This window comes from Pseudogracilibacillus amylolyticus (SeqCode) (assembly GCF_051918545.1).
Taxonomy (GTDB): domain Bacteria; phylum Bacillota; class Bacilli; order Bacillales; family Amphibacillaceae; genus Pseudogracilibacillus.
The window spans coordinates 26,621-41,656 of record NZ_JBPPZG010000005.1 but is presented as its reverse complement, the minus strand read 5'-3'; the positions used below and the strand labels follow the sequence as shown (position 1 = coordinate 41,656).

The following is a 15,036-nucleotide window of genomic DNA, read 5'->3' as shown; positions in this document are numbered from 1 at the left end:
TAAATACTGGTCAACTAACTCTTTACCAGTAGGCAATTCATCTTGATTCGGTACATTCCAATCTTGCTTTTTAAGAAATTTAAATGCAGTCTTATCAATATTATATTTCCAAGGTGAAAAGACTTGGACATGCTCCCATGATAAAATATTTTCTCCTACTTGGGAACCGGATTCCAATAAAATAAATGATTGTTCATAACTGGCTAAATGGGCTGCTGCGGCAAGACCTACTGGTCCAGCACCAATGACTACAACTGGTAGATGCAGGTTATATTGATTATTGCTTACTTGTTGTTCTTCTTGGGGTTGACAACAATTCGTTTTAATTTCTATAGGTTTCACGTTCATCATCCTCCTAAATTTTTAATTGTATTCCTTCATCGAATTTATAATCCGGGTCTTTGTTGTATACAAAAACACTAAAGCATTTTACAAATTATTACCAATTATTTTTTCCATTGCCATAACATCCACAAATTTATCATCAAGGATTCCTTGATTCTTAAATACCCCTACTTTACGATATTGCAATTTATTATATAATCCTTGACCTAAAGCGTTAAATGGAAAAGTAAACAGAACTAACTTATAAAAATCGTGTTTCAATACTTCTATTTCTAGTTGTTTTAGTAATTTTTGCCCCACCCCCTGTCCTCTAAAGTTTCGATGAATATAGATAGAAACTTCTCCCACCCTCTTGTAAACTTTTCTAGAATTATAAGGATTGATAGCTGCCCATCCCATAATGCCTATTTCTTTATTCTCTGCGACTAAGCCAACGTATCTACCTTGATGCTGAAGAAACCAGGAATGTATATATTCTTGATTTTTTATCTTCACCTCAAGTGTGGCAATTCTATCCTCTATGGCTTGATTGTAAATATTTAAGATTTCAGTTAGATCTTTTTCCTCCACTTTTCTAATATTCATTATGTATCCCTCCCCAAACAATTTGATTATATCAATACTTGACAAAGTCAAATGTTTACCAATAAGGAAAGCACTATTTATATAGTGGTACAACATCCAGGACCGTCATTCTTCTTCAAAGCACCTAGTAAAATTCGCAAACTGTCTATTACCTGATCTTTTTTATCAATTGGAATGAATCCTAATATCTGCCCAATATATTGATTCATCTGGTCTGAAATTTCATTTGCCTTCGCTTGCCCATTTTTAGTAAGTGATAAGACTACAAACCGTCTATCATTAGGATCAGACATTCGGGAAACATAATCTATTCCCACCAATTTATTAATTTGTCTGCTTAGCATTCCCGTATCCATTGATAATTTCTCAGCTAAGTCAATCAAAGATATACGAGGATGTTTATTCAACTCATATATAATATGGCTTTGCTGAACTGTTATTCCACAACATTCAGACCCTTCACGCTGCAATAAGCCGAAATCCCGAACTAATTGTTGGAGAATTTCTCTTATCTCAATTGCTTCTGTATTCATTATTGTCACCTCAATTCAAATGATAATAGCAATAATTGATTTTGTCAACTAATCAAAATATATTAAGCGATTAATAAAAAAGAACTTAGAAAATATTCTCCATAAAATTTCTTTCCTAAACCTTCCTAAACCCTTTTTATATAATATAGTTAAGGAATCAGCCCATTTTGATAATTTCTTCCTGCCCCGAAGAATAATATTAAATTTTGTTATTACCTTTTGTTATCTTAAATGCTCTAACATAGCTTCCTATATGACTTTACACAAAATCAATTAAATTTTCAATATCCTGTTATATCCTCAAAAAAACTACCATGCCAGCTAAAAACCTACCAAAATCCTACCAAAAATCTTACTTTAAACCCTAACATGTTAAAATTGATATTATCATTAAAAAAAAAGCAAGTCATCATTTTTTATCACGAGTTAATTTTAAAGGGTTATCGGAAAATAGTGTGGAAAGATATTAAAAGACCTATTCTCCAACTATTAAAAACAAAAGCAGGATAGCACTTCTATTCATGATTCTTACGTGTTATCTTGTTTGTTTCACTATTGCGCCCTATTGTGGCATAATGAGTTTTTTTCAAATAAGTAGAGCTTAAATTATGGAACAATTTTTTCAGCAATCCTTGTAGCATCGTCGCTGACACCATAAATTAATGCTGAACTTCTTTTACTTTGCCAACTCAAACCAATAAAATAGAGTCCTTTTATGTTTGTAATTCCATAATGATGAATGGGTTTTCCATTTTCATTAGTGACACCATCAATATTAATCCATGAGTAATTATTATGATAACCAGTTGCCCAAATAATTGATGACACTTGCTTTGGAGTCGAACCCTGAAAGTATATTTGACCATCATTTACGCTCTTAACACGTCCTAAAATCTCAACATGCTTTTTGACAATCTTATAATCATCCCCTATAATCGGATCTCTTTTCTGAAGAAACTTCCCTAGCATTGATTCAGGCTTTGCTTTAGATAGCATTAAAAATTCAAACCACCAAAATAAACTTTTTCCAGTAATTCTTTGAGGTAATCTTTTAATCGGTTTACTTTTAGCAAGCAAAACAGAGTGAGTTCGGCTTAGTTCTGCAGCAATTTGAATACCTGTGTTTCCAGCACCGACAATTAAAACCTTTCCTTCAGGAATTTGTGAGGGATTTTTATATTCAGAAGAATGAATCATAAAAGGAATCGAATTATCATGTATTTTAGGAATAAAAGGATGATGAAAAGCCCCAGTAGCAACTACAACATGTTTTGTTATATACCTTTGATTTTGAGTAATCACCAGGAACTTTTGGTCATTCCTTTGTGTGAGTTCTATTACTTTTTGATTGTATATCACAGGTAAATCGTTTTCTTCTTTAAAACGCTTCAAGTAATCTACAACTTCGTTTTTTAGAGGAAATCCCTCCGGTCTCCCTTTAAACAAGAATCCATGTAACTGACTGTAATTCCTTGGGGTAAACAACTGTAAAGAATCATAGCGTTGTCGCCAAGATTCACCTGTCGATTCGTTTTCATCAAGAATTGTAAAACGCTTATTTTTCTTTTTTAATGAGTAACCCATTGCTAACCCTGCTTGCCCTCCGCCAATTATGATAACATCGTATTCCATGGAAACCTCCAATTAAGCATTAATACTTATAAAAGGGAAAACAGAGTGTTGATCGTACCATTTTCAAACATTATATAAATCCCTAAACCTATGAATACAATAGGTACAATCCAACGTTCATATTTCTCAATTTTTTCCGATACAAAATCTAAGGTGGCTAAGCGATAACTGACATAACATAAAACCCCAACCATTATTAAAAAGACAATAACAGCAACAAAGATTTCAATTATATTTAATGTCGTGAAGTACGGTATATAAATGGAAAAATCATCCGCACTGGATGCCAATACAATGAAAGTAACCGTCAAAAATAACTGATTAAATTTGCCTGAGGAAAATAAGGATAAAATGCTACTTTCATCTTCATCTTCTTCCCCTTTAATCCATATTTTTATACCTAAGTAAAGTGGTAAAAGTCCAAGTAGTCCTATAACCCATTGCTGAGGAATTAAATTTGCAACCCCCAGAGCAACTAAAAGACTTACAGCTATAATAATTGCAGTCCCTATATATTGTCCTATCCAAATATGTTTTACCTGACCTTTTTTTATTTGCGAGAACAAAAGAATTAATATAACGAGATAATCAATTCCTGTTGCTACATAAACCGCAGCAGCAGTAAGCGCCGTTACAATCATTTTTCCATCTCCAATGTTTTTGGGATAATAAGGACTTTTCTTCAAATTGAAAAGCCCTTAAATTGGAACACTTATACAGATATACTAAAATATTTGTTGGCAGGCGTAATTTTATTATTCTGTTTTAACACTTTAAACCTATTCATCTTCATCCACGCGCATAAGCCTTAACCCATTTAACGCTACTAAAAGAGTTGCACCCATATCAGAGAGAATGGCAATCCAAAGTGTTAACCAGCCCGGAATCACTAGCAGTAAAGCAATAAATTTAATAGCAATGGCAAAAGTAATATTAGCTTTGATGATATTTAGAGCTTTTCGGCTAAGTTTCACAGTGAATGGAAGCTTTCTTAAATCGTCTCCCATTAAAGCAACGTCTGCCGTTTCTAACGCTGTATCTGTACCAGCCCCACCCATTGCAATTCCAACAGAAGATGCAGCAAGCGCTGGAGCATCATTGACACCATCACCAACCATGGCTACATTACCATATTCCGATCTCAATTGTTTAATATAGTCCAATTTATCCTGTGGCATCAATTCTGATTGAATATCCGATACGCCTACGTGCGAACCAATTGCATCTGCAGTACCTTTATTATCACCGGTCAACATAATTGTCTGTTTGATACCTAACTGATTTAACTTTTGAATCACATCTTTACTTATTTCACGTACTTCATCAGCAACTGCAATAACAGCAAGTATATTTTGTTCAGTTCCAATAATCATAGCTGTTTTTCCTTGATTTTGAAGGTTTTTAACCTTATCTTCGAACTCTTGGCTAAAATCAGGAACAAATAATTCCTTGAAGAGTTTTGGACTTCCTATATAATAGGTTCTTCCATTTACAATTCCTTTTATACCCCGACCCGTAATAGAAGAAAAGTCTTCCACAGTTATATCTGAGTAAGAGATATTCTCTTGCTCTGCTTTTTTCATAATTGCTGAAGCAAGAGGGTGTTGCGAACGGTATTCAAGCGCTGTAATGATGGAAAACAGCTCTTTTTCTTCTATCTGTCTATTTAATAAGTTGAAATCTGTTACAACTGGAACACCTTTTGTGAGTGTACCCGTTTTATCAAATGCAATTGCTTTTAAGGAACCCATTTCCTCCAAGTATACTCCGCCTTTTACAAGTACACCTTTTTTTGCTGCATTTCCGATAGCTGAAACGATAGCAATCGGAGTGGATATAACTAATGCACAAGGGCAACCAACAACAAGAACAGCTAAACCTTGATAAATCCACGTTTCCCAACTGCCATCAAAAAAGACAGGAGGGATAACAGCAACTAACGCTGCAATAATCATAATGATAGGCGTGTAATATTTCGCAAACTTATCGACAAAAGCTTGCGCTGGAGCACGTTCCCCTTGTGCTTCTTCTACAAGGTGTATAATTTTGGAAATTGTAGTATCCTCTACTAATTTGGTTATTTTAACCTCAAGCAAACCTTCTTCATTTAAAGTACCTGCAAATACATCATCATCAAGCGTCTTGGTAACAGGAACAGACTCACCTGTTATAGCTGCTTGATTCACGGATGAGTTACCATTTACAACCACACCATCCATAGCAATCTTTTGCCCTGGTTTCACAATCATGATGTCACCTACAACGATATCATCCACATGGATCATGATTTCTTGTCCATTTCGCCTAACGAGTGCTTCTTTTGGTGCAATGTCCATTAATGAACTAATCGATTGTCTTGCTCTATCCATAGAGAATCTTTCCAGTGCCTCGCTTATTGCAAAGAGAATAACAACAACAGCAACTTCAGCCCACTCACCAATAATAGCGCCACCAATAACAGCAACTGTCATAAGGGTTTTCATATCAAATTCAAAGCGTAATAAATTTTGGAACCCGACTTTAAATAGTGATAATCCTCCGATTACCATGGAAGCTAAAAATAATAAGGTAGTTACAATGTTTTCTTCACCGTTAACAAACAAGGAAAGATAACCGAAAACAAGAAATAATGCTGAAGTAAGCAAAGTACTATGCTTTTTATAAAAAGGTATTTTCTCTTCCTTTTTTTCTTCTTGAACCTCTTGAGAAGCCTGTTGTCTCCGTTCGTCAGGAGCAACCTTTAAGTTTTCAAAAGCACCAGCCTTTTCTAATTCTTCAATGGAAGTTTCACCATAAACGGATATTTTTGATGCTCCAAAGTTTACCTTTGCATCTTGAACTCCTGGAAGCTCTTTAACATTTCTTTCAAATTTCCCCGCACAATTTGCACATGAAAATCCTTGAACTTGGTATACATTTTTTTCTTGATTAACCTCTGGTTGAGCTTGATTCCTAGTTTTTTCAGGAGCCACTTTTAAATTCTCAAAAGCACCGGCTTTTTCTAATTCTTCAATTGTAGGTGCTCCGTAAACGGATATTTTTGATGCTCCAAAATTTACTTTTGCATCTTGAACGCCTGGAATCTTTTTAACATTTTTCTCAAACTTTCCTGCACAATTTGCACACGAAAATCCTTGAACCCGATAGACGTTCATTTCTTCTTCCATTAGTTTCACCTTTTGTTCAGACATTGACCTTCACTTCTTTCTTATGTGCTAAGGCGATCATCATTATCTGCCTGATATGTTCATCATTTAACGAATAGAAAGCGAGTTTTCCTTCTTTTCTATGGTTGACAATCCCTTGCTTATAAAGCGTTCGTAAATGATGAGAAGCATTTGCTATCGTAACACCTAAGATATTTGCTATATCACAAACACACAACTCTTCATCCTGACAAAGAGCATAAGCGATTTTTGCTCTATTTTCATCAGCAATAGCCTTTAACATTTGGCTAACACCGGAAATATCAACTGTTTGTAAATCCCCTTGTATTCGATTAACCTTTTCTTCATCATAACAAAAAATTTCACAAGTTTGTTGGTTAGACATTTTTTCACCTCAATTTTATTCAAGTATCTATTTGAATGAAGTATAACTTTTTGCATCGCTTTAGTCAAGTAAATATTTGAATGAACAACGAATTTTTTATAGTTTCAAGTAATAAATATTTATGCTAATTTGTTGGTTAGCCATTATTATGTTGTAATTAAAATTACACATGAAATAATTTATAATATGAAACAAAACAAAAAAAGAGGATACCATGTGTATTTTGCAATGGAAAAGTACATAAGATTGCAATGTAAATATACACAAGCTTGCCAGCCTAATTTAGTTTAGTTGTTTCTTGATAATGCATGGGTGATTCTAAAACTATCGCCCGTGAAATTCAGGATGTGGGCATGATGAATCACGCGATCTACAAGTGCTGCTGTTAATCTCGAATCACCGAAAATACGATTCCACTGACTGAATTCTAAATTGGACGTGATGATAAGACTTTTCTGTTCATACCAGGCAGAGATTAGTTGAAAAAAAAGTTCAGCACCTTCGGTGGTGAACGGGACATAGCCCATTTCATCCAAAATGATGAGATCAACATTTTTAAATTTGCTTTGAAAAAATCCCAGTTTATCCTCTTTCCAAGCTTTCTCCAAATTCGCCACCAAATCAGATACACGATAAAACCTTACCTCTAGCCCTGTCTTACATGCCTCGTAACCAATGGCTGTCGCTAAATGTGTTTTTCCTGTACCTGGTGACCCTGTTAAAATCAAATTTTCTTTTGATTGAATAAAGTGCAGTCTCTTTAGTTCTTCCACATCCATTTGAGGAGGAAAGTGAATCTGGTCATGCCACTGAAAAGTGGCAAGCGACTTTTCTTGAAGAAAGCGAGCTTTTTTGATTAATTTTTCTACTTTGGCTGCTTCACGCAACTCTAATTCCTTGGACAGTAAGGATTCCAAATACTGTCGTGAATTTTCAAAGGGAATGCTTTCATATATTTCTGCTATATGGGCGAGACGAAGCGATTTACACATGGCTTTCAATTCACTCATCACGCTTCACCTGCCGAACCTGTTAACTTTTGAAGCTTATCATATTTGGACCAATCAATGTCGTAAGGGTGATGATTCGGTTCCTGAAGAGTAGAAGGCTGCTTACCTACCAGCTCATAAAACGCTTCATTGATTTCTGTTATATCATAAGTGGCAAGCAATGAAATTAACCACTTCATTCTTTCTTTTCTAATATCGTAATTCCCCACTTTGATATATTCAGCGATACGGCCAGGTAAATATTTAGCGTGACGTGAATAATCTACTACACGTGGTTTGGCCAGCCAGCTTTTCAAAATAGAACGCCAAGGTATCTTGTGTCCTTGATGCATATAAGGGCGATAATCTTCATGAAGTATTTCTCCATAAGGAGATATGACCTTAAAACGGTCCCAATACTTCACGATAGTCAGCTGTGAGTAATTATACCCTTTAGGGATATAAACTTTCGTTTTATCTATCACAACTTCTCCGTATTTATTAGCTTTCAATTTTTCTTCCTTGAAAACAGGATACGCTTCATCCGGCAGAGCCAATAGAAATTGATGTTCCTCCTCTGACAGTTCAAGTATCGAACGCTTTTTCTCGTAATGCATTCGAGTACGATCCTCAGCTAATTGTTTTTCCAACAATCGTGTGAAATGGTCTAAATCTTTAATTACGGGAGCTGGGTTAATAAAATTGTAACGAATATACCCAACTTTATTTTCTACATTCCCTTTTTCATTACCAGAATAGGGATTACAAGCCTGCGGCTTAAACCCATGAAAGTTCGCAAACATAAGAAATTCATTGGTAAACACGGTTTCTTCATTCCGGCTCCTTGGTTTTATTACGGCCGTCTTCATATTATCAATCCGTACTTTCTTAGGAACGCCGCCCAACTGTTTAAAGATTTTCTTCATACCATAGAAAAGACATTCTTGGTTTTCTCCCGGCAAAGGAATGGCGTAAGCATCATTACTAAAAGGTAACGTCATGACGAGACAATGGACATCCATATACTTTCCATCCTTCACTGCTTCCATCAGACCGAAATCAAGTTGTGCCTCGGCTGGGGGATGGGATAGCCTTTCGTAGTTTTCATCATGGTCTTCTTCTGATAAATTCCTACTCTCCCGCCATTCTTGAATAAAGTTACATACGGTTCGGTAAGAACCGGGAAATTCCATCTTCTGTAGACTTTCGAATAATTGTTTATTTGTTCGTCTGGATTTCCTTTTCAGTTTTAGATCCTCTAAAAGCCAGTCGGAAATAATTTCTCCCCATTTCTTTTCATACATCATACCTTTTCTATTTTTATTTTTTTCTTTAGGTATCTGATCAACATCAGCATATTTCTTTGCGGTACGCCAGTTGATGTTATGTATATTTGCGATGGCATTAATAGATAATGATTTATCATTTCTCAAACATTTGATAGAATTAACTTCAGGCATTGTCAGCATTCCTTTCGACCTCCACTGCTTTGATTAGACACCAATAACAGTAGAGAAAATTTTGGAGGCTGGCAAGCCTTTTTTTATGTGCAACGTTATGTACTTTTACGCTGCATTACTATGTACTTTTATTTTGCCATATACACCATGCCCATACATTGAACATGATATCCTCTAATTAGCTAAATTAAGTCTATAATTTACTTGTTCCTGTTCCCCATCAAGCCAATTATAAAATGATTTCTTTGATATTTTAATTAAACGCCCTACCCTAACCACTCGAAAAGGCGGATTCTCCAATAACTCATAAGTCTGTCTCCTACCAATATCTAAGATTTCCATAATATCTTTTAGATTCAATACATCTGACATTTTTTATCCTACTTTTATTAATCAAAAACATAAAAAAAGAACAGACATTGTTTGGCTGCTCTTTATAAAAGTAATATTATTTTAATGTCTTATTCAAACGTTTTTGTTAAATCTAAAACATTGTCACTTTCTTCCTTAAAATCTGGTTCATCTTTTATAAAATTCATTTCTTCGCTTGTTAATACCTCTTTACTGCAACCCGAAATTCCATCTTTACATTGACTATCAATCAATTCTCCATTTTCATATTTATAATATCTTTCAAAATCATCCGAACTGGAATGTCTATCAGGATTATCTGCATTTACATTAATTAAAATATATTTGTTATGCCAAATTTGAACATCAGTCACATTTCTCAAATCTTCAATAGTTAACGTACTATACTTAGTATTTGAAAATTCGCCCATATGTTCCGATTCCTCTTTAAATTCTTCTAAAGCTAAATCAATCAAAACCTCATTTTCCGCAGTATCATCGTAATCTATTTCATTTTCTCCATCATTACCTATCTTATCATCTATTTCTTTCATTTCAGACAGAACACCAGATTTTTCATTAGCATCTTCACTACCGCCAATACTACATGCTGCAAGTAATGTCATAATCAATATTAAACTTATCACCTTCAAACTTTTTAAAATAATAATCACCCCACCGATAAATTTATATTAATATAAGGGTAACACAAAATTAATACTGATAAAAACTAAAATCGACTATTCGCCAGCCGTTTTCTGTATTTTCTAAATCCATTTCTATTAATGACTTCACTGTACTTTCGCCACCATAGACATTTAAAATATTATCGAATACACCTAAAACTTTTTGCCTTCCATCTACTGCATCACCTAAATAAATATTTAAATTACTGACTGATGATGTTATATCAGACATTTCTTCCTCATATTCCTCTGGTGAGGAAAAGTTCAAGTCATTTATAATTGCTGGCGATAAATATTTTTCTACATCATCTTGTTTTGGATGCTGTTCATAATTAAAATAGGCTAAAATGAATTTTTCTGCTGTTTCACTAGCTTCAAAATAGAGCGTTTCATTTTCTTCTATCATTTCTTCAAATTTTCGTTCATTATTATCTAACGCATTTTGTAAATTTGATTTTTCTATATATTGAAATATACTGAAAGCAATCAATACGATAAATAACAAACCAATTAATACATAACTTTTCATCATTTCACCTCTTTATAATCCCAATGTGTTTTTAGGGTCATTTTTATCCTCATGCGCTTGACCTAACTCTGTCATATGTTCCAAATGTAAGTGATTTCCTGTACTTGTACCTGTCGTGCCACACTTCCCTAGAGAATCACCTTGACTAACACTATCCCCAACTGATACAGATAGTGATGTCATATGAGCATATCGAGAAAATTCATTTTCAGAGTGTTGAACAGTAACATAATTTCCGTACCCTACATTACTATGAATAGCTTCCACAACTTCACCATTTTTCACAGACAATATGTCATCTTCTGGTGTACAAGCAAAATCTAATCCGCCATGAAATGATTCCGCCTCACCAGTTACAGGGTGTGTTCTTACTCCAAATTCACTCGTTACTCTAATTTCATCTAATGGCATTGCCCAACCACCACTGCTATTACTATCAACTGGCACAGATTCATCTTCTTCCACATAACGCATCACATTATCAACGTAATTTACATCTCCATAACGTGACCAATCCATCTTTGCAGCCATTTCATTACTGAATTGTATAGCCATCTCTTTTGAATATTCTCCATTATTGTGTTCATCTACATAATTGATAAAGCCACTGCCCATGTTATAAGCCTGTAATGCTAATTCAAGATCACCACCAGCTTCATCTAACGTTTGAGCAAAATATTTCACACCTTGTTCAATTGATTTTTCCGGGTCTGTCAGTGTATTTACAGGCAACCCTAGTGATTCGGAAGATTGCATGACATCAGCTAACCTACCGCCCGATTCTTGCATTGTCATAGCCATAATGACTTCTGTATGCTGTTCAATCCCATTTTCTTTAGCATATTTACGAAAATATTCTTCATAGCGTGTTACCTCTGGAGCAATTCCAGAAACGATATATGCACCAGATACAGGCTCTCGTTCTTCTGATTGCTCTTGTTCTTCTTCCATTTGTCCTTGAAGATAATTTTCTATCATTGGATTATCTTCAAGATAAGAACCCATCAATAATAAAAACAATAAAATAACCAAGCCAATAATGAAGAAAAAGAAAAGAATAACCAATGAAATAATTATTCTGTATTGTATCGGTATCATTTTGTACAATCGACCTTTTCTAAGTTTTTTCACTGATCTAATCACCACCTAAAATAAAAAAAGAACTGCCTATTTAAGACAGTTCATTATCTATTTTTCTATCCTTTTTCTTTTGTTCAACGGATTCAATCCCTTTATTACGTTCTACATCATACGCATCGTACAGTGTATTTTTATAGTTTTTATGATTCTTTTTATTAACACCTTCCTTTACATCTAAATTATCAACCTTATCAATCTTCCTACTCTTTTTTATATCTAAATTTTGCGGACTACGGATTGATTTTATTTTTTGTTTCGGGTCAATACCTTCTCCTTCTCCGACGTTATGAACACCATAACCTACTTTATTTCGATTGTTTTTTTTAGTTAAGGCTGATTGTTCCTTTTGGTTTTGTAATCCTTATTTAGCTTCATAGGCTTTTTAGTTGATGGTTTCTTCTTATCATCACTATTTTGTTTCTTAGTTATTTCTTCTGATTGATTTTTCTTATTTTGTCGTTTTTTATCCGGTTGACCTTCCTTCCTACGTGATAGCATTTGTTTTTTGCGTTCAATAGGTGTTAACTTTCTATTTTTTGCTACACGACTATTCTCTTTATCCGTTTTGGATAATTGCGGAGTACGTTTAATCTGTTTAGAATCAGTTTCTTTGCCAGTTTTCGTTTTAGGATTCTTATCGTCTTTATCCTCAGAAGGACTATTATTTTTTGAATTAGGAGAACTAACAGGTTTACTAGGTTTTCTTGTAGGCATAAATTTTTCTTTGAAATCTTTGCCATGACCTTGTACATTATTTTTTACATTATCCATTCCTTTGTGAATATTTGTCATCATATTCTTATCTAAGGAAGTAACATATCCAGCTGTAATCATACTTATTACAGCGTCACGTTTAATAAATAGAAAGTATATTAAACCAGCAATAGCAATCACATTTAAATAATACATACCTGTCGTATCTGGTGGTAAAAAGTTATTAACCACAAACGCAACCAGATATACAAATAATATAAAGATACCTAAAAGAATCTTCAAAACAATTACACTAGCCATTTTTCCGAATGTCTTAAATAAAGTATTTGCAAATTGTGGGATATAACTTATTACCGCCATAAATGGAATAATAAAAGCTATCGCTAATAATAATAACTGTAAAATAAAATTTAATGCACCAAGTATAAGAAATGGTATACTTAGAAAAATAGTAGAAATTAGAGTTAATAGTACCAACCCAAATTGTCTCCATGCACCACCAGCACCCATAGAATTATTACTTTCATGAATAACCTCAGCTTGTGCATACATAGAACGATATGCCATCCCTTTTGATGTTAATTTAAAAGATAACATTCTATCTACTCTGTTATATTCATCAAATCCCCAACCATATTCTTGACCTATACTATCATTATTATTAATATCTTCTTCTTTCGTTTGATTATAATTAATCATTAAATATGGTCTTTTTACAGCTAAATCAAAATATAGGTTACGGATTACCGATACAGTACCATTTAACGTATCATCATCATTAATATTATCTACTTCAGCAAAAACGCCTTCTTTTTCTCCAGCAAAATCAAGCATAGTATTTCCAGCATCTACTAGATAACCTTGCCCTTCATCAGCCCAGTAATTTAATGTTTTTAGAAGAAAAGCACTATTTGCAATCCAATAACCAGCAACTATTACAACTAGCGCAAAAACAAATGATTTCTTTAAAACTGCTTGTAAATTACCTTTCGCAAAAAATAAATAAGCTAAATATGCAACTAATATAAGAAACAATACTTCAACAAAACGGTCTTTTAACTCATCATATATACTAGAAGTTACTGTTTCTATATCATTAGCAAATTGATTTAATATGTCACTTGTAAATAATTCAGCAAATGCAGTGTCCGTTATATCAGCAATAGTATGATTCACAGACATAATAGCATTACTAACATCATTTAAATTACCATTTATCATACCAGACAAATCTTCCGTATGAACTGAATAACGTTCAATTTCCCATCTATCTATTTCTAATTCAATACCACCTGATTCATCAGTATCTAATTCCGGTTTATCATCCATATGTTCAGATGGATCAAAGTCAAAATCTTTACCTAAAATAAAACGGTAAAAGGTTGCAATAACTTGCCATTCTTCATCATTAATATCCCAGCCTGTAAAAGATGCTGGATTTTCACTTTTATCGCCTTCTTCTTCATCCTCTTCTTCCGCATATACATTTGTTGATGTTGTGAGAGTTAGGCATAAAATGAATACAGAAAGTATTCCTAACAACCATTTTTTATTTCTCATTGGCATTCAAATCCTTCTCAAATTCTAGTATTCTTTCACAAGCGTCGATTCCACCTTTACAATAAGCTAAAAATTCAGCATCTTTATTTCCACGTTCTTTTCCTTCTTCAAGCCTTTTCAGCATTTGAAGATTCCCTTCAATACTAGATACATAAGAGCGTAGGAAAATATCATGCGCCATCTTTATCACCAACCTTTCAGATAAAATAAAAAGTGACTGCCTTTTTTTCAGCAGTCACCCTCGATTTTTTATGAATAATGATTCGTTATATAATAAGATAGTTCTACCAATGTTTTTTCTTCTTCCTCATTATCTTCCAATTCTGTTACATGAAAGATACAAACTATGGAATCTTTTTCATAGTCTTTCCTAACATTAACTAAGCCAGATTCTAAACTTTCTGGTAAACACGCCTGTTCAATTGATTCTTCCTCTATGGAAGAATAATCTTTTCCTTTGCCTAGAGCATTTAAATCTTCCTCTAATTTTACAGAGTTACGATAGTTTACTACTTCAATATTTTTCATACATAACAACTCCTTTTATAAAATAAAAAGTGACTGCTTGTTTTAGCAACCACTACTTTTTTTGTTATTCATCCGTTGTATAGCCATCATATACCAAAATCTTTTCTCCCTCGTCATCTTCTGAATCCCAGAATGAGAAATGAAACCAATACTTTTTATCATTATTCCTTTCATCTAAAGCAATCACATAGAAACTTTCAGTTTCGCCCGCTTGTGCCCTTTCTATCGCTTCTAATCTCACCCCCTCATTTAAATGAAAAGCATTTAATTCTACCAATTCTTCCTCAAATTTCATCCAGTTATCAACATCTACAATATTGTTATTCATTCAAAACAACTCCTTTTATATATTAAAAAAGTGACCCTCTTATAAGAAGATCACCTCTTTTTTTCCTTTTTCTAATACTAATATGGTCAACTACTGCAAAAACT

17 protein-coding genes are annotated in these 15,036 nt (G+C 33.7%); all 17 read right to left on the bottom strand.

Translation table 11 applies throughout. The features are described from left to right. A partial coding sequence (locus ACPYKA_RS01220; RefSeq protein WP_479540589.1) for an NAD(P)-binding domain-containing protein occupies nucleotides 1-342 on the bottom strand: 342 nt, incomplete at its 3' end. Between the two features lie 87 nt (nucleotides 343-429). Further along, nucleotides 430-930 carry an arsinothricin resistance N-acetyltransferase ArsN1 family A gene (locus ACPYKA_RS01215; RefSeq protein ID WP_479540588.1) on the bottom strand — a complete coding sequence of 167 codons (501 nt, stop codon included), beginning with the start codon at nucleotides 928-930 and terminating at the stop codon, nucleotides 430-432. 77 nt (nucleotides 931-1,007) lie between these two features. Continuing rightward, nucleotides 1,008-1,463: a MarR family winged helix-turn-helix transcriptional regulator gene (locus ACPYKA_RS01210; protein ID WP_479540587.1), complete on the bottom strand. Its 456-nt coding sequence runs from the start codon at nucleotides 1,461-1,463 to the stop codon at nucleotides 1,008-1,010. 606 nt (nucleotides 1,464-2,069) lie between these two features. Further along, nucleotides 2,070-3,095, bottom strand: a complete 1,026-nt coding sequence (locus ACPYKA_RS01205; protein WP_479540586.1) for a flavin-containing monooxygenase — start codon at nucleotides 3,093-3,095, stop codon at nucleotides 2,070-2,072. Between the two features lie 26 nt (nucleotides 3,096-3,121). Continuing rightward, nucleotides 3,122-3,736 (bottom strand): CadD family cadmium resistance transporter, encoded by a 615-nt coding sequence (locus ACPYKA_RS01200; RefSeq protein WP_479540585.1) that lies wholly within the window; start codon nucleotides 3,734-3,736, stop codon nucleotides 3,122-3,124. A 138-nt stretch (nucleotides 3,737-3,874) separates the two neighbouring features. After that, a complete protein-coding gene (locus tag ACPYKA_RS01195; protein ID WP_479540584.1) occupies nucleotides 3,875-6,286 on the bottom strand; it encodes a heavy metal translocating P-type ATPase in 2,412 nt (803 codons plus the stop codon). Beyond that, nucleotides 6,279-6,647, bottom strand: coding sequence for an ArsR/SmtB family transcription factor (locus ACPYKA_RS01190; RefSeq protein ID WP_379588271.1), 369 nt, complete (start codon nucleotides 6,645-6,647; stop codon nucleotides 6,279-6,281). The genes ACPYKA_RS01195 and ACPYKA_RS01190 overlap by 8 nt, the downstream gene beginning before the upstream one ends. Nucleotides 6,648-6,934: 287 nt before the next feature. After that, complete coding sequence (gene istB, locus ACPYKA_RS01185; RefSeq protein ID WP_343770210.1) at nucleotides 6,935-7,660, bottom strand: IS21-like element helper ATPase IstB; 726 nt, start codon at nucleotides 7,658-7,660, stop codon at nucleotides 6,935-6,937. Further along, on the bottom strand, nucleotides 7,657-9,096 hold the full coding sequence (istA, locus tag ACPYKA_RS01180) for an IS21 family transposase (protein WP_479540583.1): 1,440 nt from the start codon (nucleotides 9,094-9,096) through the stop codon (nucleotides 7,657-7,659). The genes istB and istA overlap by 4 nt, the downstream gene beginning before the upstream one ends. A gap of 174 nt (nucleotides 9,097-9,270) precedes the next feature. After that, nucleotides 9,271-9,468: a helix-turn-helix domain-containing protein gene (locus ACPYKA_RS01175; RefSeq protein WP_479540582.1), complete on the bottom strand. Its 198-nt coding sequence runs from the start codon at nucleotides 9,466-9,468 to the stop codon at nucleotides 9,271-9,273. An 89-nt stretch (nucleotides 9,469-9,557) separates the two neighbouring features. Next, nucleotides 9,558-10,121 carry a hypothetical protein gene (locus ACPYKA_RS01170; RefSeq protein ID WP_479540581.1) on the bottom strand — a complete coding sequence of 188 codons (564 nt, stop codon included), beginning with the start codon at nucleotides 10,119-10,121 and terminating at the stop codon, nucleotides 9,558-9,560. A gap of 40 nt (nucleotides 10,122-10,161) precedes the next feature. Further along, complete coding sequence (locus tag ACPYKA_RS01165; protein WP_479540580.1) at nucleotides 10,162-10,662, bottom strand: hypothetical protein; 501 nt, start codon at nucleotides 10,660-10,662, stop codon at nucleotides 10,162-10,164. A 12-nt stretch (nucleotides 10,663-10,674) separates the two neighbouring features. Further along, the gene (locus ACPYKA_RS01160; RefSeq protein WP_479540579.1) at nucleotides 10,675-11,793 is read right to left on the bottom strand and encodes a lysozyme family protein; all 1,119 of its coding nucleotides are present in this window, start codon (nucleotides 11,791-11,793) and stop codon (nucleotides 10,675-10,677) included. 336 nt (nucleotides 11,794-12,129) lie between these two features. Continuing rightward, nucleotides 12,130-14,082 (bottom strand): CD3337/EF1877 family mobilome membrane protein, encoded by a 1,953-nt coding sequence (locus tag ACPYKA_RS01155; protein ID WP_479540578.1) that lies wholly within the window; start codon nucleotides 14,080-14,082, stop codon nucleotides 12,130-12,132. Beyond that, entirely contained in the window at nucleotides 14,066-14,200 is a 135-nt protein-coding gene (locus ACPYKA_RS01150; RefSeq protein ID WP_479540577.1) for a hypothetical protein, read from the bottom strand. The genes ACPYKA_RS01155 and ACPYKA_RS01150 overlap by 17 nt, the downstream gene beginning before the upstream one ends. Nucleotides 14,201-14,325: 125 nt before the next feature. Continuing rightward, entirely contained in the window at nucleotides 14,326-14,604 is a 279-nt protein-coding gene (locus ACPYKA_RS01145) for a hypothetical protein (RefSeq protein WP_479540576.1), read from the bottom strand. 64 nt (nucleotides 14,605-14,668) lie between these two features. Continuing rightward, the gene (locus tag ACPYKA_RS01140; RefSeq protein ID WP_479540575.1) at nucleotides 14,669-14,932 is read right to left on the bottom strand and encodes a hypothetical protein; all 264 of its coding nucleotides are present in this window, start codon (nucleotides 14,930-14,932) and stop codon (nucleotides 14,669-14,671) included. Nucleotides 14,933-15,036 lie beyond the last annotated feature (104 nt).